Origin of the sequence: Anabaena cylindrica UHCC 0172 (assembly GCF_034931625.1) — a bacterium.
GTDB classification, from domain to species: Bacteria; Cyanobacteriota; Cyanobacteriia; order Cyanobacteriales; family Nostocaceae; genus Anabaena; species Anabaena cylindrica_A.
In genome coordinates this window covers 35,704-52,777 of sequence record NZ_JAYGGY010000087.1, presented here as the reverse complement: position 1 = coordinate 52,777, position 17,074 = coordinate 35,704, and the positions used below count along the sequence as shown (strand labels likewise).

General features: G+C 38.6%; 24 protein-coding genes. 15 read left to right on the top strand and 9 right to left on the bottom strand.

Annotated features, from left to right (window positions below):
* Nucleotides 1-34 precede the first annotated feature (34 nt).
* Complete coding sequence (gene dxr, locus VB713_RS18670) at nucleotides 35-1,231, top strand: 1-deoxy-D-xylulose-5-phosphate reductoisomerase (RefSeq protein WP_323313012.1); 1,197 nt, start codon at nucleotides 35-37, stop codon at nucleotides 1,229-1,231.
* A gap of 195 nt (nucleotides 1,232-1,426) precedes the next feature.
* Nucleotides 1,427-1,624 carry a hypothetical protein gene (locus VB713_RS18665; RefSeq protein ID WP_323313011.1) on the top strand — a complete coding sequence of 66 codons (198 nt, stop codon included), beginning with the start codon at nucleotides 1,427-1,429 and terminating at the stop codon, nucleotides 1,622-1,624.
* 350 nt (nucleotides 1,625-1,974) lie between these two features.
* Here the strand turns inward: VB713_RS18665 and VB713_RS18660 are convergent, their stop codons facing one another.
* The 5 genes from VB713_RS18660 to VB713_RS18640 all read right to left on the bottom strand — a co-directional run bounded on the left by VB713_RS18660 (nucleotide 1,975) and on the right by VB713_RS18640 (nucleotide 5,952).
* Entirely contained in the window at nucleotides 1,975-2,472 is a 498-nt protein-coding gene (locus VB713_RS18660) for a thioesterase family protein (protein ID WP_323313010.1), read from the bottom strand.
* A 200-nt stretch (nucleotides 2,473-2,672) separates the two neighbouring features.
* Complete coding sequence (locus VB713_RS18655; protein ID WP_323313009.1) at nucleotides 2,673-3,017, bottom strand: DUF1815 family protein; 345 nt, start codon at nucleotides 3,015-3,017, stop codon at nucleotides 2,673-2,675.
* 685 nt (nucleotides 3,018-3,702) lie between these two features.
* Nucleotides 3,703-3,861, bottom strand: coding sequence for a hypothetical protein (locus VB713_RS18650; protein WP_323313008.1), 159 nt, complete (start codon nucleotides 3,859-3,861; stop codon nucleotides 3,703-3,705).
* A 187-nt stretch (nucleotides 3,862-4,048) separates the two neighbouring features.
* Nucleotides 4,049-4,264: a DUF2839 domain-containing protein gene (locus VB713_RS18645; protein ID WP_015214591.1), complete on the bottom strand. Its 216-nt coding sequence runs from the start codon at nucleotides 4,262-4,264 to the stop codon at nucleotides 4,049-4,051.
* 140 nt (nucleotides 4,265-4,404) lie between these two features.
* A complete protein-coding gene (locus tag VB713_RS18640) occupies nucleotides 4,405-5,952 on the bottom strand; it encodes an ATP-dependent DNA helicase (RefSeq protein WP_323313029.1) in 1,548 nt (515 codons plus the stop codon).
* A 139-nt stretch (nucleotides 5,953-6,091) separates the two neighbouring features.
* On the opposite strand from VB713_RS18640, the gene VB713_RS18635 reads away from it, so the two are divergent.
* Nucleotides 6,092-7,054: a M48 family metallopeptidase gene (locus VB713_RS18635; protein WP_323313007.1), complete on the top strand. Its 963-nt coding sequence runs from the start codon at nucleotides 6,092-6,094 to the stop codon at nucleotides 7,052-7,054.
* A gap of 364 nt (nucleotides 7,055-7,418) precedes the next feature.
* Here VB713_RS18635 and VB713_RS18630 read toward each other — a convergent pair whose 3' ends face one another.
* Nucleotides 7,419-8,357, bottom strand: a complete 939-nt coding sequence (locus VB713_RS18630; protein WP_323313006.1) for an AAA family ATPase — start codon at nucleotides 8,355-8,357, stop codon at nucleotides 7,419-7,421.
* Between the two features lie 407 nt (nucleotides 8,358-8,764).
* Here VB713_RS18630 and VB713_RS18625 point away from each other — a divergent pair, with 407 nt between their 5' ends.
* From VB713_RS18625 to VB713_RS18600, 6 genes are all read left to right on the top strand, one after another.
* Complete coding sequence (locus VB713_RS18625) at nucleotides 8,765-9,193, top strand: hypothetical protein (protein ID WP_323313005.1); 429 nt, start codon at nucleotides 8,765-8,767, stop codon at nucleotides 9,191-9,193.
* A gap of 15 nt (nucleotides 9,194-9,208) precedes the next feature.
* Nucleotides 9,209-9,412 (top strand): hypothetical protein, encoded by a 204-nt coding sequence (locus tag VB713_RS18620; protein ID WP_323313031.1) that lies wholly within the window; start codon nucleotides 9,209-9,211, stop codon nucleotides 9,410-9,412.
* A gap of 61 nt (nucleotides 9,413-9,473) precedes the next feature.
* Complete coding sequence (locus tag VB713_RS18615) at nucleotides 9,474-9,791, top strand: hypothetical protein (protein WP_323313004.1); 318 nt, start codon at nucleotides 9,474-9,476, stop codon at nucleotides 9,789-9,791.
* A complete protein-coding gene (locus tag VB713_RS18610) occupies nucleotides 9,764-10,186 on the top strand; it encodes a hypothetical protein (RefSeq protein ID WP_323313003.1) in 423 nt (140 codons plus the stop codon). The genes VB713_RS18615 and VB713_RS18610 overlap by 28 nt, the downstream gene beginning before the upstream one ends.
* 295 nt (nucleotides 10,187-10,481) lie before the next feature.
* The gene (locus VB713_RS18605; RefSeq protein WP_323313002.1) at nucleotides 10,482-10,733 is read left to right on the top strand and encodes a DUF4258 domain-containing protein; all 252 of its coding nucleotides are present in this window, start codon (nucleotides 10,482-10,484) and stop codon (nucleotides 10,731-10,733) included.
* 13 nt (nucleotides 10,734-10,746) lie between these two features.
* Nucleotides 10,747-10,986 carry a DUF2283 domain-containing protein gene (locus tag VB713_RS18600; RefSeq protein WP_323313001.1) on the top strand — a complete coding sequence of 80 codons (240 nt, stop codon included), beginning with the start codon at nucleotides 10,747-10,749 and terminating at the stop codon, nucleotides 10,984-10,986.
* A gap of 201 nt (nucleotides 10,987-11,187) precedes the next feature.
* Here the strand turns inward: VB713_RS18600 and VB713_RS18595 are convergent, their stop codons facing one another.
* Nucleotides 11,188-11,784, bottom strand: coding sequence for a glyoxalase-like domain protein (locus tag VB713_RS18595; protein ID WP_323313000.1), 597 nt, complete (start codon nucleotides 11,782-11,784; stop codon nucleotides 11,188-11,190).
* A gap of 207 nt (nucleotides 11,785-11,991) precedes the next feature.
* Between VB713_RS18595 and VB713_RS18590 the strand changes: the two genes are divergently transcribed.
* The gene (locus VB713_RS18590; RefSeq protein ID WP_323312999.1) at nucleotides 11,992-12,621 is read left to right on the top strand and encodes a sigma-70 family RNA polymerase sigma factor; all 630 of its coding nucleotides are present in this window, start codon (nucleotides 11,992-11,994) and stop codon (nucleotides 12,619-12,621) included.
* 89 nt (nucleotides 12,622-12,710) lie between these two features.
* Entirely contained in the window at nucleotides 12,711-13,796 is a 1,086-nt protein-coding gene (locus VB713_RS18585) for a tetratricopeptide repeat protein (protein WP_323312998.1), read from the top strand.
* A gap of 226 nt (nucleotides 13,797-14,022) precedes the next feature.
* On the opposite strand, the gene VB713_RS18580 is transcribed toward VB713_RS18585, so the two are convergent.
* Nucleotides 14,023-14,787: a hypothetical protein gene (locus VB713_RS18580; RefSeq protein ID WP_323312997.1), complete on the bottom strand. Its 765-nt coding sequence runs from the start codon at nucleotides 14,785-14,787 to the stop codon at nucleotides 14,023-14,025.
* Nucleotides 14,788-15,312: 525 nt separating this feature from the next.
* Here VB713_RS18580 and VB713_RS18575 point away from each other — a divergent pair.
* From VB713_RS18575 to VB713_RS18560, 4 genes are all read left to right on the top strand, one after another.
* The gene (locus VB713_RS18575; RefSeq protein WP_323312996.1) at nucleotides 15,313-15,705 is read left to right on the top strand and encodes a hypothetical protein; all 393 of its coding nucleotides are present in this window, start codon (nucleotides 15,313-15,315) and stop codon (nucleotides 15,703-15,705) included.
* On the top strand, nucleotides 15,687-16,082 hold the full coding sequence (locus VB713_RS18570) for a hypothetical protein (protein ID WP_323312995.1): 396 nt from the start codon (nucleotides 15,687-15,689) through the stop codon (nucleotides 16,080-16,082). The genes VB713_RS18575 and VB713_RS18570 overlap by 19 nt, the downstream gene beginning before the upstream one ends.
* Before the next feature lie 265 nt (nucleotides 16,083-16,347).
* On the top strand, nucleotides 16,348-16,572 hold the full coding sequence (locus VB713_RS18565; protein ID WP_323312994.1) for a hypothetical protein: 225 nt from the start codon (nucleotides 16,348-16,350) through the stop codon (nucleotides 16,570-16,572).
* On the top strand, nucleotides 16,569-16,910 hold the full coding sequence (locus VB713_RS18560) for a type II toxin-antitoxin system PemK/MazF family toxin (RefSeq protein ID WP_323312993.1): 342 nt from the start codon (nucleotides 16,569-16,571) through the stop codon (nucleotides 16,908-16,910). Before VB713_RS18565 ends, VB713_RS18560 begins: the two co-directional genes overlap by 4 nt.
* Nucleotides 16,911-16,925: 15 nt before the next feature.
* On the opposite strand, the gene VB713_RS18555 is transcribed toward VB713_RS18560, so the two are convergent.
* Complete coding sequence (locus VB713_RS18555; protein WP_323312992.1) at nucleotides 16,926-17,066, bottom strand: hypothetical protein; 141 nt, start codon at nucleotides 17,064-17,066, stop codon at nucleotides 16,926-16,928.
* Between the last annotated feature and the right edge of the window lie 8 nt (nucleotides 17,067-17,074).

The window sequence follows — 17,074 nt, the reverse complement described above, 5'->3', positions numbered from 1 at the left end:
ATATTTAAAATTATCTGTTAATTCTTAAAAAATTGTGAAAGCTATTACTCTCCTCGGTTCTACTGGCTCCATTGGTACTCAAACCTTGGATATTGTCTCTGAACATCCCGATAAATTCCGAATCGTTGGATTAGCTGCTGGACGGAATATCGAGCTATTCGCGGCGCAAATTCGCCAGTTTCGTCCCCAAATCGCTGCCATTTCCGCTGCCGAAAAATTACCAGAACTCAAAGAAGCCATCAAAGACTTAAATCCTCAACCCATTTTACTAGGTGGTGAAGCGGGAGTCATGGAAGTTGCTCGTTATGGGGATGCTCAAACCGTTGTAACTGGTATTGTTGGTTGTGCGGGTTTACTTCCGACTATCGCAGCCATTGAAGCAGGTAAGGATATTGCTTTAGCAAACAAAGAAACCCTTATTGCTGGCGCTCCTGTGGTTTTACCTTTAGTGGAAAAATATGGTGTGAAACTATTACCAGCCGATTCTGAGCATTCTGCTATTTTTCAATGTCTCCAAGGTGTTCCTAAAGATGGTTTAAGCAAAATATTACTTACTGCTTCTGGTGGTGCTTTCCGAGATTGGCCTGTGGAAAAGTTAGCAGAGGTAAAAGTTGCTGATGCTCTTAAACATCCTAACTGGTCTATGGGGAGAAAAATCACCGTAGATTCAGCTACTTTGATGAATAAAGGTTTGGAGGTAATTGAGGCTCATTATTTATTTGGAGTAGATTATGACAACATTGAAATTGTCATTCATCCTCAAAGTATTATTCATTCTTTAATTGAGTTACAAGATACTTCGATTTTAGCTCAACTTGGTTGGCCGGATATGCGTTTACCTTTGCTTTATGCTTTATCTTGGCCGGAGCGAATTTACACGAATTGGGAAAGACTGAATTTAGTGAAATCTGGTGATTTAACTTTCCGTGAACCAGATCATCAAAAGTATCCTTGTATGCGGTTGGCTTATGCTGCTGGCAGGGCTGGTGGTTCTATGCCTGCGGTATTAAATGCGGCTAATGAGCAAGTTGTAGCACTATTTTTAGAAGAGAAAATTCATTTTTTGGATATTCCTAAGTGTATCGAATGGGTGTGCGATCGCCATCAAAATGATAACAAACAAAATCCTTCTTTAGATGATATTTTAGCAGCCGATAAATGGGCTAGACAAGAAGTTATCACAGCTATGGAAAAGGTAGCAACTCAGCCACAGATAATTTCTGTTGGTTAAAAAGAGATAGAACCCCAACTTCTTGAAGAAGTCGGGGTTTTTGTGAATTTATATATTTTATATATTTTCTTGAATGTTGATTTTTGTATTAAATAAAAATTTAATAAAATTTTCATGAATCAACTAAATTATTTTTTCATTTTCATATATAATAGATGTTTTATTTAACAGTATTGATTTCAAGGATGTAATATTATGATTATTACTTTATTAGTCGCTTGGATAATATTTGTTATACTTTGGAAATTAGTAAAAACCACTATCAAAACTGCTGTTACTTTTGCAGCGATAGTGGTTTTATTATACTTTGGTTTTGGGATTACACCCCAAGATATTTTGTCTAAAATATCTGATTTTATGCAAAATATTTCCCAAACTTCGGTACGTAATTGAAAGGATGTTTAACAAGTATAAAATGTCATGTTGTAACTTGCATTCTTCAGGGTATACAGTGATAGCAAAATGAATCATCTTATTAACTTGACGAAAAATAGAGATTCTTCCCTCCACTATGTTCCGGTCAGAATGACAAATTATACCTTTCATAGAATTCTCAAACATCCTCTAATACCTGTTTAGAAGAATTAATTTTTGATTGTTATACTAAAAACGGGTTAAAAGTGTCATTCTGTAGCTTGCTTCCCGTAGGGTAAGAAGTGTGCCATGTCGTGGAGCTTTACTAACGCGGAGCGTGCCGTATGACATAAGTCCGGGTTTTACCCGTTTGCAGTATAATTGATTACTTACTTATAGGATGTGGAAATTTTAGCTAAAGCATCTTTGAATGCAGGAGGTAGCTGACGCATAATTTTACCTTTTTGACGATCTAATGCAACTAGCGTCACTTGGGCAGTAACATATAATTGCTGCTCATCAGTTGAAACAATTCTATAATCCCAGTTCATGCGAACACCAGTTACTTCAGCCATACGGGTTTTTATCAGTGCCATCATACCTAATTGAAGTGATCGATGATAGCGAATTGATAACTCTACAACTGGCAAGTCACAACCCAGAGCTACTAAGTCAGCGAATTCGATACCTATGGAGCGCAAACATTCTACTCGCGCTTCTTCCATCCAAGTTAGGTAATTACCATGCCAAACTATGCCTGCATAATCGGTGTGGTGAGGTTGCACTCTGATAGGATATTCAAACCAATTATCAAATTCAGCTTTCGTCAGCCTGTCAATGGCGCTAGTTGGTGGTAGTTGTGGTTGGGTTGGTTTATCTTCAGTCATCTTAGAATCTTTTGAGTAAAGGTTTGAAGTCTTACCCATCAGATTTTAACAGACGCTGAAAAATACTTGATAAAACTGTGAAAAGAAGGTCTATCAACGGTAATGGTGAATAGGTAATAGGCGTTCAAAAAACTAATTCGCTATTACCGTTTTCCCAGTTACCGAAAAGCAAGTCCATGTTTAGCATCATCTTGGGCAAGTTAGCACTTCTTGGCAAGGGTTTTATGACTTGTAGAAGTTGGGATAGATTGCTTGATAAGATTAGCTAATTCTTGTAATTGACTAATTGCTTCAGCACCTTCTAATTTCATTAATTCGCGGTCATCTCGCATTTCAGTCCAAGTAATTCCGTAATCTGATACTAGAAAGCGAATTAGGTGGTTGTCTCCTAAGCTAACCATAAACGACGCGCTGTTCATTTGGTCGCCACAAGTATAGCAGGAAGCAGGATAGCCGCTCCGCTCTAGTACTATTGCCAAGGCTTGCAGGTTCATGACTAAGTCTTGGACAAATTGTCTATGTTGATGTGCCAGTCTCAAAAACACTTTTTTCCTCCAGACACCACTGTAATTTGTGTCACTTTTATATTTTCTTTAGATTTTCCCATTCTTTGGTATTGTAAGCTATTCATTACAATTCCCAAAAGAAAGTTAATTCTGTAATTGGCTATCTTGCTTAGGGTAGTAGATAACGATTGTGTATGTCGTATCAAACTATTCAATTTGGAAGATATATATCTCCGATAGGACTACTAAAATTAACATTGTCTAGTAGATGTTTAGGTTAACTTGACTTTATGTTTCCATAAATCAGCTTTTAGCCTAACTCAAATCTGGTGCTAGTCAACTATCTAAAAGTCGTAAATTACACTTCTGTAGACAGTATATAGCCGAATCGGGGGTATTTATTTACTGTATCGCCTCTTTTCGTCTTTGTTCTTGTCTTCTTTATTTTAATGAATTTATTATGAGTCTTATCCAGATTTAGGGCTGTGATAAGTGTAAATTATGTTTGGGTGGCTTTTTAGAGATTATGTTGAATTTACCTTTTAAATCGGCTATTTGGAGATTTGAGTCAAAGGATTAATTACTGGGTTCAGGTAAAAAACTCTGCTTTTTATACTGAATTGTCAAGTTAGAAAATTGAAAATCTACAGATTTCACACTGAACGATAGCTAAATTTGGAACAGTGTTGTCGCGATTTAGGCAATAGTTTTGATTTGTTGAGGGTTATGCAAAAACTCTGGATGGGATAGATGCATTTAATTTTGAGTCAGAAACAGTATAGTCACGACTCTGATTATCATCTCTCTCTAGAGCGATCGCACTCACGGGTTGGTTGAAAATCTTAACAGAAACTTTTAGTGTAGGCTTCAGGGTGCTAAACATATCCGATCTACCGAATGTCTTAAGATCAGAAAAGCCTAATTAGGGGTTGCGGAAAAAGTCTTTTCGTTAGGGCTAGGAGTCAGGAGTCAGGAGAATAAAGGCTTTTTGTGTCAACTTTGATGATGTTGAGAAGATTTCACTTCTCTATATTCTTCATTTCATCAGCATCCTGACTCCTGAATTCTTACTAAAATTCTACTTGCCACCAACCAAAAGCTGGGCCGATAAAGCGGATGGTGATCCAGGCTGCAACCATCAGAAAAATGCCTATCCACGCACCGCGAGTAGTCAAACTTACAAATTGTTCTGCTTGAGATTTAGTGATGGGAACCCACGGTAGAATGCGAGTATCTTGACCGTATTGTTCTCCCAGTGTGGTTTTACGACGTTTTGCTTCACCCATAATAGTAATTCTAAATTCAACTTAGGTTCTTAGTATATGTTCGCAGGAATTATGTCCTTTGTGGAGAGATGAGGTTTGACATCTCAACATAAATTGATGATATAGCAATCCTAAATCTGATGTGAAAAATTTATTTCCCTCTAAGCAGAATTTTCCTGATTGGGTGTAGAAAACAGGCTGGGATCAAGATAGTTCAAGCGTGCTAGAGGGCTGAGGGAGGTGAGGATTTGAGCGCCGTAACTGCGGTTAACGACACGACTATCTAGTAAAGCTACGATACCTTGATTTTCGCGGACGGGTGCGATCGCTCTTTGTAATTCATTCAAAGCAGTGGGTAATAAGTATAACCGAAACCAATCTTGGTGCGATCGCTTGTAATGAGCTACCCTACCAGCTACTAAAGGATTTTCTAAAGATGGCAAAGGTAAAGTTGCAATTATTAACAATCTGGGTGCTGGTAAAACACCTTGATGCGATCGCCAATATTCCCAACCTGTCACCAAAATCCCATTTTCATCCAAACAAGTTTTTTCCACTTGCACCCGCGAACCAAACTCCGAAGCCAAAATTGCTCCCACTCTCGCCTTGAGTGGCACATCACCCACCAACACCACCGTCATCCCTGGTGCAGTAGCACTTAAACAAACCAGAGTGCGGACTTTGTGAATAAAAGCTGCTTGAAATTCCGGTGTATTCGGTAGCGGTAACTTATAAGGAACATAAAGTTGAATTGCATCACCTTGACTATCAGCCGAAAACTTCAAACAAGTGACATCATCCAAACCCAAACGCTGACGGAATAAAGGCGCATCAGTTTCCGGTTCCAAGGCGCTACCAACTAATACCACAGGTTGGCGTTGCCAAATAGGAAAGAGGATTTTGTCTAATTCAATTGGTGCATAGTGTAAAGAAAATAACCCTTGACGACGGTTAATAGTAGACCAAAAGAGAGCAGGATAGGAAGGATTGTCCTCAAGGTTTTGGAATTGCTGCCAGAAAATTTTCCAAACATCTGGGAGACTATCTATATCTAAATCCAAAAATAGACCTTGTAAAATTTCTCTTTCCGGCTGGGAAATTAGATAACATTCATAGGGATTTTCTGGATGCTGAAATAGTTCATGTGTTAGTTGTACCCTCGCTTCCCGAATTGCTTCCACATGGTAGGGACAAGCAAGCATAAGTTGATCCCAATCATGGGATTGAATATTTTCTGTTAGCTGATCACGCACCCAATCTTCTAAATCGTCAACTCCATCAATAATTGTAGGAATATTGAGAGGAAAACCATCACTATTCGCCAACTGCGCTTTTAACCAAGCTTCAGGAGAAGTTAACAGCAACCCTTGGAAATCAGAACTAGGCCAAACATCACCTGTTCTAATCGGTTTATTCGCTGATAACCATTGCTGTAAACGGGGAATTTCTATTTTCAGCAACCGTTGTTGCACAGTTTCCGGGGCTACAATAATTACAGGGCCAGGCCACATCAAAGCAGAAGCGATAAAACTAGTGCGATATCGCCCTTGATAACCACAAACCGCCCCTACTTGAATTAAAGCACTACGTCCCAAACGCAAAGCCCGTGCTACCAAACGTGCCATCGTTAAGTGATGGGGCCAAGAAGGGAACCCCGCCTGCGATCGCAGGAAGTTATGTAATGATAAATGAACTTCTGCCTCAATCACACGCTTTTCATCCCATAACAAGTGACTTTTTCCGAACTGCCCCATTTCTATTATGTTGTCATTAGTCAGTGGTAATTGGTAATTGGTAAAAATATTCCCAATCCCCAATTCCCAGTCCCCAATCCCCAATCCCTAAATTATGCCAACTTACAAAGGAATTTCCAGCGAAGCCTTCAGACATCCACTGGATAGCCAAGCAGAGCAAGCCTTACGAAGCCTACCGGGATTTGATTTAATCGCTCGTAAATTTGTAGAATTTATTTATGAACGCCCTCAGTTAGTCTATCTAATGGGTAACGCCATCCAAGTCGGACCGCGCCAATATTCCACCATTTACCAGATATTTCGGGAATGTGTACGGGATTTAGACATTTACCCCGAACCTGCACTGTTTATCTCACAAAATCCCCAAGCTAATAGCCATGCTCTCGGACAAGAAAATCCTTATATAGTCGTCAACACAGGCATACTAGACTTACTCAATGAAGCCGAGATTCGGGCAGTGTTAGCCCATGAACTGGGGCATATTAAATGCGGTCATACCATTTTAATTCAAATGGCCATGTGGGCAATGAGTGCCGCCTCCGTCATTGGTGAATTAACCTTCGGTTTAGGCAATTTCGTCAGTCAAGCCTTAATTTATGCCTTTTTTGAATGGCGACGCAAAGCCGAACTAACCGCAGATCGCGCAGCCTTATTAGTAACAGATGACCTAAATACAGTTATGTCCTCAATGATGAAAATCTCTGGAGGTAGTAACAAATATGCCAACGAATGTAGTTTACAAGAATTTATCCAGCAGTCTGAAAAGTATCAGGCACTAGATGATGACGGGCTGAATCAAGTATATAAATTTCTGATGTACAATGGCGCTCAAGGCACGATGCTAACCCATCCTTTCCCCGTTGAACGCCTGCATTATTTACGGTCTTGGGCAGTATCAGCAGAATATCAAGAAATCAAGCGTGGTAACTATCAACAAACACCTGCAAGTGGAGCCGTCAACGTCAAAGTTGAAACCCCCGATAATGAAGCTGAAAAACTGCGGAAACAAATTGAAGAATTGCAAAAAGAAATTGACAAAATGAAAAAGTCTAGCTAGATAAGGAGTGATTGGTGATTGGCAATATAGCGGTATGCATTTGAATGAAATACATCATAAGCCCCCTCATCGCTTGCCTACGGTGTACACACATCCTGATCCAGAGAGAGTTTTCAGCCCTAAAAACCGAATTTAACTGTAAATCCAGTTCCCCTCCTCGCTTGCGGGGAGGGGCTAGGGGTGGGGTGTTATGACACAAAAGAGAATTTCCCGACTTGTGTGTACACCGTAGCATCGCTTGCGGGGAGGGGGTTGGGGGTGGGGTTCTTGTATCTCACTCAACCGAGAACCGCTATAGGTTTTTCCATTACCAATCACCAATCACCAATCACCAATCACCAATCACCAATTACCAATTACCCAATTAACTTTCTGGTTCGCAATCAGGAACACCTTCTCTGAATACTCGACTAGCAAGAATATCTACCGCTTCGATAGTTATTAAATCTTGCTTATTTAATTTTTTACCACTACTCAACAAACGATTAGCTTGACGTAAACGCGCTCTATCTATAGCATTACGAACACTGCGAGCATTAGCAAAATGAGGCATAGTCTTCCGTTTAATTAAATACTCACGGAAAGCTTGTTCTGCCTCAGGACTAAAAGAATAATGCTGTGATTTTAAAATTGTTTGAGCAATAATTAGTAAATTATCGACACTATAATCATTAAATTCAACGTGTATACCAATGCGAGAGTTCATCCCAGGATTACTGTGAAAAAATTTCTCCATATGGTCTTTATAACCAGCTAGAATCACAACTAAATCATCACGCTGGTTTTCCATCACCTGCATGAGAATTTCAATTGCTTCTAAACCAAAATCTCCAGGATGATCTGGGCGGTATAAAGTATAAGCTTCATCAACTAATAAAACTCCGCCCATTGCATTGTTTAAAACTTCTCTAGTTTTCGGCGCAGTTTGTCCAATCCCTTGGCCAACTAAATCATCTCGCGTTACCAACATCACATTTTCTTTGCGGATATATTCCAAGCGATAAAGAATTTCCGCCATCCGCATTGCTACAGTAGTTTTACCCATACCTGGGTTGCCCAAAAATGTCATGTGTAAACTAGGCGCACCCGCAGTTAAACCCAGACTTTTACGAATCCTGTCAACCAGCAACAAAGCCGCCATTTCCTTGATTTTGTTCTTGACAGACTTTAAACCCACCAACTCCTCATCTAACTTATCCAGAATATCTTGGACATGAGATTCCCGAAAAGCTTTCTCTAAATCAATTTCGCCATTTTGGGTAACTGTAGTAACTGCTGCTGCTTCTAAAACTTGTTCACTCATGACTATCACCTCTGGTAATGACCTTGATGATAGCGTTGAGTCTAGAAATATAAAAGAACATAATACTAATGTGTCTGATATATTTTTCTTTATTATCAATCCCTGATTTTAGTCATAGAGAAAACATTATCTCATTCACCACACCTCCAATATAGAGACAGCCTGATCTCGTTGGCCTCTATCTTCAATTTCAGAATTTTCACCGAGTAAGAATCTTGGCTAGTGGGACTGGTGTAGCTGTGCTAAGGGATAATTAGGTACTAAGTGGGTTAATTCCTGATCAAAGATGTGACACCTAGACCCATAATAGGAAAATTATCGCAGCTACTATCCTGCTGGTGAAAATCTACAATTAAATATTGGTTGATTATTCTCTAGCCTTGAATCTAATTTAGGTTTTTCTCATCATGATGATTAAATTGACAAAACGGTTGTTTGTGTTATTGCTTATTGTTGCTTGTAATTTCTTATTTCCAGGAATTACCGTGGCATCAGCAAATAATATGTTTACTTCCTCTCAAGTAATATTCACCTCATTTGGCGAAAATACTAGCGACATCATTGCATTTTCTGAGAATGATTTAACTCCCCAAGAACGCCAAAAACTCCAAGCTGTACGTCAACGCAGAAATAAAGAAATTGCTACTGTTTTAAATTCAAATCAACGGAAACAACTTGCCCATGAATTACATATTGGTAGTAATCTGAATCAAGCTTTAGAAGCACTAGATTTAAATTTGGAACAGCAGGATTTAATCAATTCTGTTATTGAATTTACTAATTTGAAACTGAAGAGAATTTTTTCTCGTCATGCGTTACTTGATGGTCATAAATAAAGTTAGGGATTGGAAATGATAAATTGTGCCAGTTGTGGGGATGCAATTGCATTTCTGCGACTGACAATAAAAATAGCAGTATTATTTCTGGAAATAGAGAGAGGATTATTATTAAGTTATAATCCCGGTGCAAATGATTTTATAGATCAGATAGTCAATACAGCCCTAGATAATAGCGATAATCTGAATACAGGTATTTATTGCAAATTGAATTTATAGTTTTGAATAAGTTGGATTAATAGGTTTTGTATAAGAATATTTGTCAACGGGGTGAGTAATTATGGTTAATCAAAAAATAACTGACCGTCAACAGAGATTAGAAAACTTTTTACAATCCGTAGAAGCTGCCCAAAAATTGCAAAATGATATCATGAAATATGGGCTAAATGCAGCCTATTTGTATTGTGATGATGTTGATGGTGATTGGTTAGAAACTTGGGGAGATGATAATGATGAACCAACTTATATAGAGTTATTGACAATGTTCTTAGAAAGTGATGATGCAGTTGCGGTGAAGGTACGGGAAAAGTTACAGAATAAATCTGTTGGCAAGTTAGCACAGGTAAAGAAATGGCTATCATTTCTGACTATAGAATAAAGGAATCTGTGGCATTCAGTCAAGATGGACAAATATTAGCTGGTGTCATTGGTAATGATATTAAGCTATGGGAAATAACTACAGGCAAGGAAATTCGCACGATATCTGGTGAATTTCGTGTTAATTCTGTGGCATTTAGTGTAGATGGAGAAATATTATGCAGTGGGGTAGGAACTTCTCATAAAACTATCGAAATATGGCAAGAAGTAAATATGATAGATAAGTTTAGTAACGGGATTATGCAACTATTTCAAATATTCAAAACAAAAAAACAAAAATCATCAATAGAAAAAGTATATATGGTGATTACCATTCTCATCAAATGTACCAAAACTTTGCTAAACCACGTCTACTTTGAAACCAATAGTTTTTTCTTAATCGGGTTTTGTTCCTAAATCCTATTCCCTGTTCCCTATTCCCTTTTGAAAAACTCCAGTTCTCAACTTGGACGAGGTTTAAGTAAAATTTTCATTTTCAAATTTGTACCTTACCAAAGCAGGAAACGCTATATTCTCTCTAGTCATTCTGAATATATCAAATATGTAGCTTTTAACCACGATGGTCAAATTCTCATTAGCATAGATAATAGAAATAACCTAAAAATTTGGCAAAGAGGCGGATTTTGAATAAAGAGGAATTAAACTCTAGATTATTTGTTAAAATCAACCATAGAGCAAATGAGACAAAATTATGAATGTCAAGTTGCATCCCCATGCACAAGCACGATTAATTGAACGTGGTGCTACAGAGGAAGAAGTTATTGCTACAGTTGAAGAGGGTGCAACTTTTACAGCCCAATTTGATAGAACTGGATTTAAACGTAATTTCCCTTTCAATGCCGAATGGAATGGCAAATCTTATGCTATGAAGAAAGTAGAAGTAATTGCTGTCTTAGAAGGGGAAGATTGGTTGGTGATTACGGTTATCGTTAAATATTTTTAAAGGTCAAATAGTCATGAAAATTTCCTACGATCCCAGGTACAACATAGCTTACATCTATCTAAAAGAAAAAACTGGACAGGTACAAACAGTTCAAGTAAGTGAACAAATGAATGTAGATATTGCCACAGATGGCACAATTTACGGTATTGAACTCCTCAATGCTAATCAACAATTAGGAACTTATGAACAGGGTAAGTTGATTCTAGTTAATGAAGAATTAGGAGAATCTACAGAAATTAAATTATTGATTTAATTTTGACAAATAATCTATTCTATAATTTAGGATTATGAATTATCTAGCATTTCATCCTAAAAATCCTTGAATCCTGTAAATCCTGATTCTGACAAAAAAATCACCTTCTTCATTAAATAAAAATAAATTTAAGGGCATATCAGGAAAAACCCCAACACACCCTAATTACAAATGAATTATGAGGGCGGGGAGACCCTGCCCCTACGCTGCAACTTCAGCCAATTCAATTACGCGCCCTTCGTAATCTTTCACCAAAAAATTCAACGGCTTTTGGTTGCGAATCTTAAACTTCAAACCCCGTGTTTCCACACGCATTAAAATCAACTCCAAGCAGTCGCGGTCAAAACAAACGTGACGTTGCTGATTTTTAAGTCCCAAACTTGCACCAGTAATGATGTGTAGTTGGGTATTTTTCTTTAATTGATACCACAAACCATCATTGGCATTACTCATCGTTTTATTTGACCAACTGGGACTCGCGGACATATAAAGCGGGTCTATCCCTGTTGCACCAATTGTTTGTTCGTAGTTGTAATAATAGTGCAAAGGTACTTCTGCTGCTGGCAAATCTAGTAACCCTTCATACAACTGTCGGGCAATTTCCAAGTCCGACACCATGACAGTATGTACTTTAGGGGCGCTGGTCAAGAACATCCACATAGCGCCAGCATAGGCCGCCAGCAACATGATCATAATCCCTTGGGTAGAGAAGAGGCTATCCAAGGGTAAAGAAGGTAAAAAAGAGCCTACAGTAAAATGACTAACCAAGAATGGTATCAAACTAGCTGCTATAAACATGAACAAACGAATATTATATGAGGGAGCCGCTTTTAGGATTGTTGATTAAGACTAAGAATAAGTCCTCTTTCTCTAGTTTATCTCATACTCTGAGGTAGGTGACAGGGTACAGGTGACAGCGAATAGATGACAGAAAGAAGTTTACCAATCACCAATTGCCCATTACCCATTAACCTGTATATTTTAACCACTACTATTTAAAGGCTTGTGCAAATTCCTCACTTTCCCGAAGCTAATCATCCCCTGGTGAAGTCGCTGTTTCATCACAGTGATCAGGAATTGCTGAGTCTATTTCAGCGTTATCCAGATTATGGCAAGTACTTTACGGTGATTTTTTGCCGCTATAGTCCTATAGTTTACACCTTGATTCAACATTCGGCGCGATCGCCTGTTCAAGCTGATTATCTCTTTGCTCTCACCTGGAGACATATCTATTATGAACTCGGTGGACTTGATTTAACTAGCCAGCAAACAGGACAGGAAACCCTTACTCTGCAAAATTGGTTAATCAACATCACCGCTGTCTGTATTAATGAAATTAAACTACCACCAACGGAGGCTATTCATTATTCACTCAAAGACACCTCTCCACCATTATGGTGCTATGTAGCACAAGCATTAGACCAAATACCACCAGTAATACGTTTGATTGTTTTGATGGCACAAACTTTCCACTGGAGTGAAACTAGAATCGCAGCCTATCTTCAAGCTGAAGGCGAAAATTTTTCTCCGATGGAAGTAGCCAATTTTCTGGAAGAAGGCTATCGTATACTAGAAGACAAATTACCTCCTGATATTCGCGCTATTTACTTAGGCGAAGAGGTAAGTCAATTCTAACTTAGGTATAAACGAAACAGTAGCTCTTCTACTATTAAAAATTGAACCTTTTTCTTAGACCTTCTACTATAATTTCACCGGTAAGCATTATGAAACAGGATCATTTATTTCCAGGGCAGATAATTTTAAATTTAGATGTTGAAAAATTCAAAGTTGGTATTTTTTATTTTGTCATATCCGCTTGTTTTTTCAGCCCCACGGCTGCAAATGCTATTGATATTACCAAACAACTCCATAATCCTTTAAATCATCCTATTGGCAAACAATTAAATATTAGACCACAAAGAGAAGAAGCTGATAGATTACTGCGTTTAGGTCAGCAACAATATACATCAGGATCTATTGCTAAAACGATTGAATCAGGATTAAAAGCACTGGAGATTTATCACTCTCTTGGTGAGATGAAAGAGCAGGGTTTAACTTATGATTTACTGGCTAGTGCCTATATTCAATTAGGTAATCTCAAAGATGCAGAAGATGCTCTTCGTCGTCGGGTAGGGATTGCTCGTGATAATCAAGACTTTGAAAATCAGATTTTTGCCCTCAATAATCTTGGTACAATCTTGCTGCAAAAAGGTGAACCAAAAGCCGCAGGAGAAACTATTCAAGATGCATTGGTAATGTCTCGCAATTTGGAAAACATAGCAGGGCAAGGACTTTCTCTCAGTAATTTAAGTCTGGTATATACAAGATTGGGTGATTATAACCAAGCGATTAAACTAGCTGAAACCGCTTTAATATTCCGCCGTAAAACTGGTAATGTTATTGGTGAAATAAATACTCTCAATAATTTAGGTGATGCCTACCTCAAAGCTGGAGACTATCAAAATACCATAGGTACTTATGGTGCAGCAATGCGATTAGCTAAAATAAATTTTAATCGTCCTAACCAATTACGAGCAATTGATGGTTTAGTGGCGGCTCATTCTGCTGTTGGTCGCTATGAACGGGCTTTAGATTTACTAGAACAACGGTTTGAAGTTGTTAAATTTCTGCAAAATCCTGCTGAAGAATTGAAATATTTAACATCTTCTGGACAAATTAATGAAAAGTTAGGAAATTATGCTAAAGCACGTAGTTTTTATCAACAGGCTATTTCTCTAGCGCGGAAATTAGAAGATGTCAAACAAGAAGCAAAATTGCTTGATAGTTTTAATAATTTGCCAAGACGTTAAGTCTAAATTATTACTCGCCCTGGCGACTAGTACACTGCGGCTACACAGACAAGACACGAAGTGGCTTCCCTCCGGGAAGGCCACCTGCGTGGGTTTAAAAACCTTAATTTTTTGTTAGGACTTTACTTGTGTATTAGCGTTAGCCCTTGGCGTGGCGAAGCCATATTATAATCGCCGAAAACTTTTAAAACATCCTCTAAGAAGCGATCGCACTCCTGATGCTAAACTAATTCAAGAAAACTGAACCATTGGCTTGAATTCTCATTGCACTGTTATCCTGGTTGACATCAGTTGTTTCTGCCAATGTCACTTCTAAGGTTCCTTTGTCTTCATTAACTTTAGGAGTCACCATTAGTAATCCCTTGTCTTGTCGTTGAAATGTCACCGTTACTGGTGTACTTAAACCTCTTAAATTCGTGCTGGTTTTACCTGATAATATACGTTGTGCTGTATCACCAATCACTTGATAAGTAACATCTGCTCCTGTATCATTGATTAACATGATATTTGCTTTACCATTTGCCAGCGCCATTCTCGCATTGGGTTGTTGTCTTTGTTCTGGTGCGGGTGACTTTAACCTACTGTTACGGAGACGGGATTGTACTGTTAACGGTTTTTGAGGGAGTGTATAGCTTCCTGGCTGAAAACTATAACTGCGTTGAGAACTATCATAGGGACTTTCGTTAAAAAAACGAGAACTGGGATTAAGTGCTGAAGGTGACTCACCACCAACACTTGAACCTATTTGATTACTTAATGGGGTGACAGGAATTAGTCCTTGTTCTATGAGTTTTAGTGTTAAGGCATTGGGAGGACATCCTGTGGGAACTAATACTCGATTGTTATGTGGTTCTTCATAGAAAATTTTGGGACATGGGTTAACGTTAGCAGTAATTTCTTGTGCCATCACCGCGTGAGAAATAACTGGTAAACCAATCAGTAATCCACCACAAACAGTCCCAATTAATTGAGCATACTTGTAAATATTCATTGTTTTTACTCCTGTAAAAATATTCTTTATTTGAGATAAAAGACAGAAAAGAAGCGACGTTTAAAAGGTAAAAACAGAATTTAATCAATAATTTAACGAATTATCTTTTTCCTGCTTAACCGATATAAATAGTACACAATAGCCTAAATCAACTAATGATTAAAAAATCATGAAAATCCTGTGTAATAGGCTTTTTAAATTTTTAATTCCGCTAGATATGGGATTTTTTAGTTTCAACCACTTATATAGTAATCTATTAGTATATTTGTCTTCATCCATCATAAGAAGCAAATCTTGCATCAGGAGTTAATTCTCAAGAGAGATTGGTAAGGTGACAATGGAGGTAGTACCTTTAGCGACGATACTATCAACTTGAAGCTATCATTAACTTGCCTGTAAGAAGTGATAATAGATAGGATGACATTTTCACCGTCAGAGAGTAGTAGCCATGACTGGGTTACTTGAAAGTGCGATCGCCTGTCATCGCTCATGTTAGGCTAAATAATAGCGAATATCCCTGAGTTTATGACCATTGCTCAATCGGCAAGACCATCCAGCAGCCCTATTACAGTGACCTTAAAACGTCTTGTTGCTCTCTTAGAAGAAGATGAAGTAGATGAGTATGGAGTTTTACGAGCGAGTCAAACTGCATTTAAGCTGGCAATGAGATTTGTTGTAGAAGCCTATGATGTAATGGGCGATCGCTTCCCAAAAGCGTCAGCTTCGGCGGATGAGCAAGGCAGCATTCGACTGACATGGAGTAAATTAGAGCCAGAATGCGAAGTCCGGTTGATTTGTCCTGCTCAGGCTGATCAGCAAGCTTACCTGTACCATGAACTAGGCAACGATTATGCGGTAGAACGAGAAGTGACAATTTCTATTCTCTTGCAGTGGTTAGAATGGCTGAAGCAAGCATGACAGAGTTTGATTCCCTGCCAGATAATGCCAGCGTTTATCGAGTACTGCTACGGAAACAATGGATCGATGAGGATACAGGAAGAGTGAAGGCAGATGCCTATTTTCTAAGAGTCAACGAGCGTGGACTTTCAGTGAATCTGGCAAGTGTATGTTCTCCGAAACAATGTGCAGAATTTTTTCGTAAGTGCTACGGAGTCGCCAGTCTTGAAGTTAAGAGCGTTCGCGAGGTTGGTTTGGATGTGGAACAGGATTCTGTAAATCATGCCAATATTGTAGGTTTACCGTATCGAGAAGATAACCTAGCTGAGGCAGAACGATTGGCAGGTTTGCTTGCAAGGCAATCTCAAGTTGTTTGGCAACCAGAGTTACATGAATGAGACTTACACTCCTACAGTGATTGGTAAAATAACAGTGAAAGTAGTACTTTTACCAACAATGCTATCAACTTGAATTTGCCCTTGATGATGTTTGACTATAGCTTGTGCGATGCCTTCAAACTGTACTTAACTTGCCTGTAAGAAGTGATAATAGATAGGATGACATTTTCACCGTCAGAGAGTAGTAGCCATGACTGGGTTACTTGAAAGTGCGATAAGCAGCAGTGTCAGGTTTATATTAGGATAAGTGGTAGGAGAATTGATTATGCCAGCTACCATCGAGGAACTTTACACCCAAGTTATCCTCGCTTTGCCACCAGCGGAGCGATTGCGGTTGGCAACGCTGATTCTTAATGATTTGGTACAGTACAATGTTGATATTGTTGACCAAAGTGATACTTGGACAGAGCAGGATCAAATTGATTTAGTTACCTTTTCGTTGCATCATGCTGCACCAAGCTACTCTGACCATGAGGAGTTAGCCGAGTGATTTTGAATTCAGGTGATGTCATTACTGTTGATTTTCCTGGTGTTACAGGTGTTAAGCGTCGTCCCGCTGTCGTTTTATCTTCGGCAATATACCATGCAAATCGCCCTGATGTAATAATTGGATTGATTACAACTCAAACAACTGGATTAGGTATCACTGATTACGTTCTTCAAGATTGGCAAGCAGCAGGTTTACGAGTTGCGTCTGTTTTTCGTAGTTTTATCGTTACCTTGCCTTCTTCCGCTAATTTGGTTTTTATTGGGCATTTATCGGCACAAGATTGGCAAGGAGTTCGGGATTGTGTCAAGGTAGCTCTGACAGAATTAGAGCAGGGATGATCTGTAGAATGAGACTTACACTCCTACAGTAATGGGTAAAATAACAGTAAAAGTAGTACTTTTACCGACAATGCTATCAACTTGAATTTGCCCTTGATGATGTTCGACTATAGCTTGTGCGATGCCTGCAAAAAGCGATAATAGATAGGATGACATTTTCACCG

Bases quoted from the DNA above. Each gene is read 5' to 3' on its own strand.
- VB713_RS18575 (WP_323312996.1), top strand. From the start codon at position 15,313: ATGACCATTGCTCAATCGGCAAGACCATCCAGCAGCCCTATTACAGTG.
- VB713_RS18595 (WP_323313000.1), bottom strand. From the start codon at position 11,784: ATGTTTATAGCAGCTAGTTTGATACCATTCTTGGTTAGTCATTTTACT.
- VB713_RS18645 (WP_015214591.1), bottom strand. From the start codon at position 4,264: ATGGGTGAAGCAAAACGTCGTAAAACCACACTGGGAGAACAATACGGT.
- VB713_RS18625 (WP_323313005.1), top strand. From the start codon at position 8,765: ATGATGATTAAATTGACAAAACGGTTGTTTGTGTTATTGCTTATTGTT.
- VB713_RS18665 (WP_323313011.1), top strand. From the start codon at position 1,427: ATGATTATTACTTTATTAGTCGCTTGGATAATATTTGTTATACTTTGG.
- VB713_RS18610 (WP_323313003.1), top strand. From the start codon at position 9,764: ATGGCTATCATTTCTGACTATAGAATAAAGGAATCTGTGGCATTCAGT.
- VB713_RS18600 (WP_323313001.1), top strand. From the start codon at position 10,747: ATGAAAATTTCCTACGATCCCAGGTACAACATAGCTTACATCTATCTA.
- VB713_RS18570 (WP_323312995.1), top strand. From the start codon at position 15,687: ATGGCTGAAGCAAGCATGACAGAGTTTGATTCCCTGCCAGATAATGCC.
- VB713_RS18635 (WP_323313007.1), top strand. From the start codon at position 6,092: ATGCCAACTTACAAAGGAATTTCCAGCGAAGCCTTCAGACATCCACTG.
- VB713_RS18630 (WP_323313006.1), bottom strand. From the start codon at position 8,357: ATGAGTGAACAAGTTTTAGAAGCAGCAGCAGTTACTACAGTTACCCAA.
- VB713_RS18615 (WP_323313004.1), top strand. From the start codon at position 9,474: ATGGTTAATCAAAAAATAACTGACCGTCAACAGAGATTAGAAAACTTT.
- VB713_RS18565 (WP_323312994.1), top strand. From the start codon at position 16,348: ATGCCAGCTACCATCGAGGAACTTTACACCCAAGTTATCCTCGCTTTG.
- VB713_RS18605 (WP_323313002.1), top strand. From the start codon at position 10,482: ATGAATGTCAAGTTGCATCCCCATGCACAAGCACGATTAATTGAACGT.
- VB713_RS18650 (WP_323313008.1), bottom strand. From the start codon at position 3,861: ATGTTTAGCACCCTGAAGCCTACACTAAAAGTTTCTGTTAAGATTTTC.
- VB713_RS18580 (WP_323312997.1), bottom strand. From the start codon at position 14,787: ATGAATATTTACAAGTATGCTCAATTAATTGGGACTGTTTGTGGTGGA.
- VB713_RS18660 (WP_323313010.1), bottom strand. From the start codon at position 2,472: ATGACTGAAGATAAACCAACCCAACCACAACTACCACCAACTAGCGCC.
- VB713_RS18555 (WP_323312992.1), bottom strand. From the start codon at position 17,066: ATGTCATCCTATCTATTATCGCTTTTTGCAGGCATCGCACAAGCTATA.
- VB713_RS18620 (WP_323313031.1), top strand. From the start codon at position 9,209: ATGATAAATTGTGCCAGTTGTGGGGATGCAATTGCATTTCTGCGACTG.
- VB713_RS18585 (WP_323312998.1), top strand. From the start codon at position 12,711: ATGAAACAGGATCATTTATTTCCAGGGCAGATAATTTTAAATTTAGAT.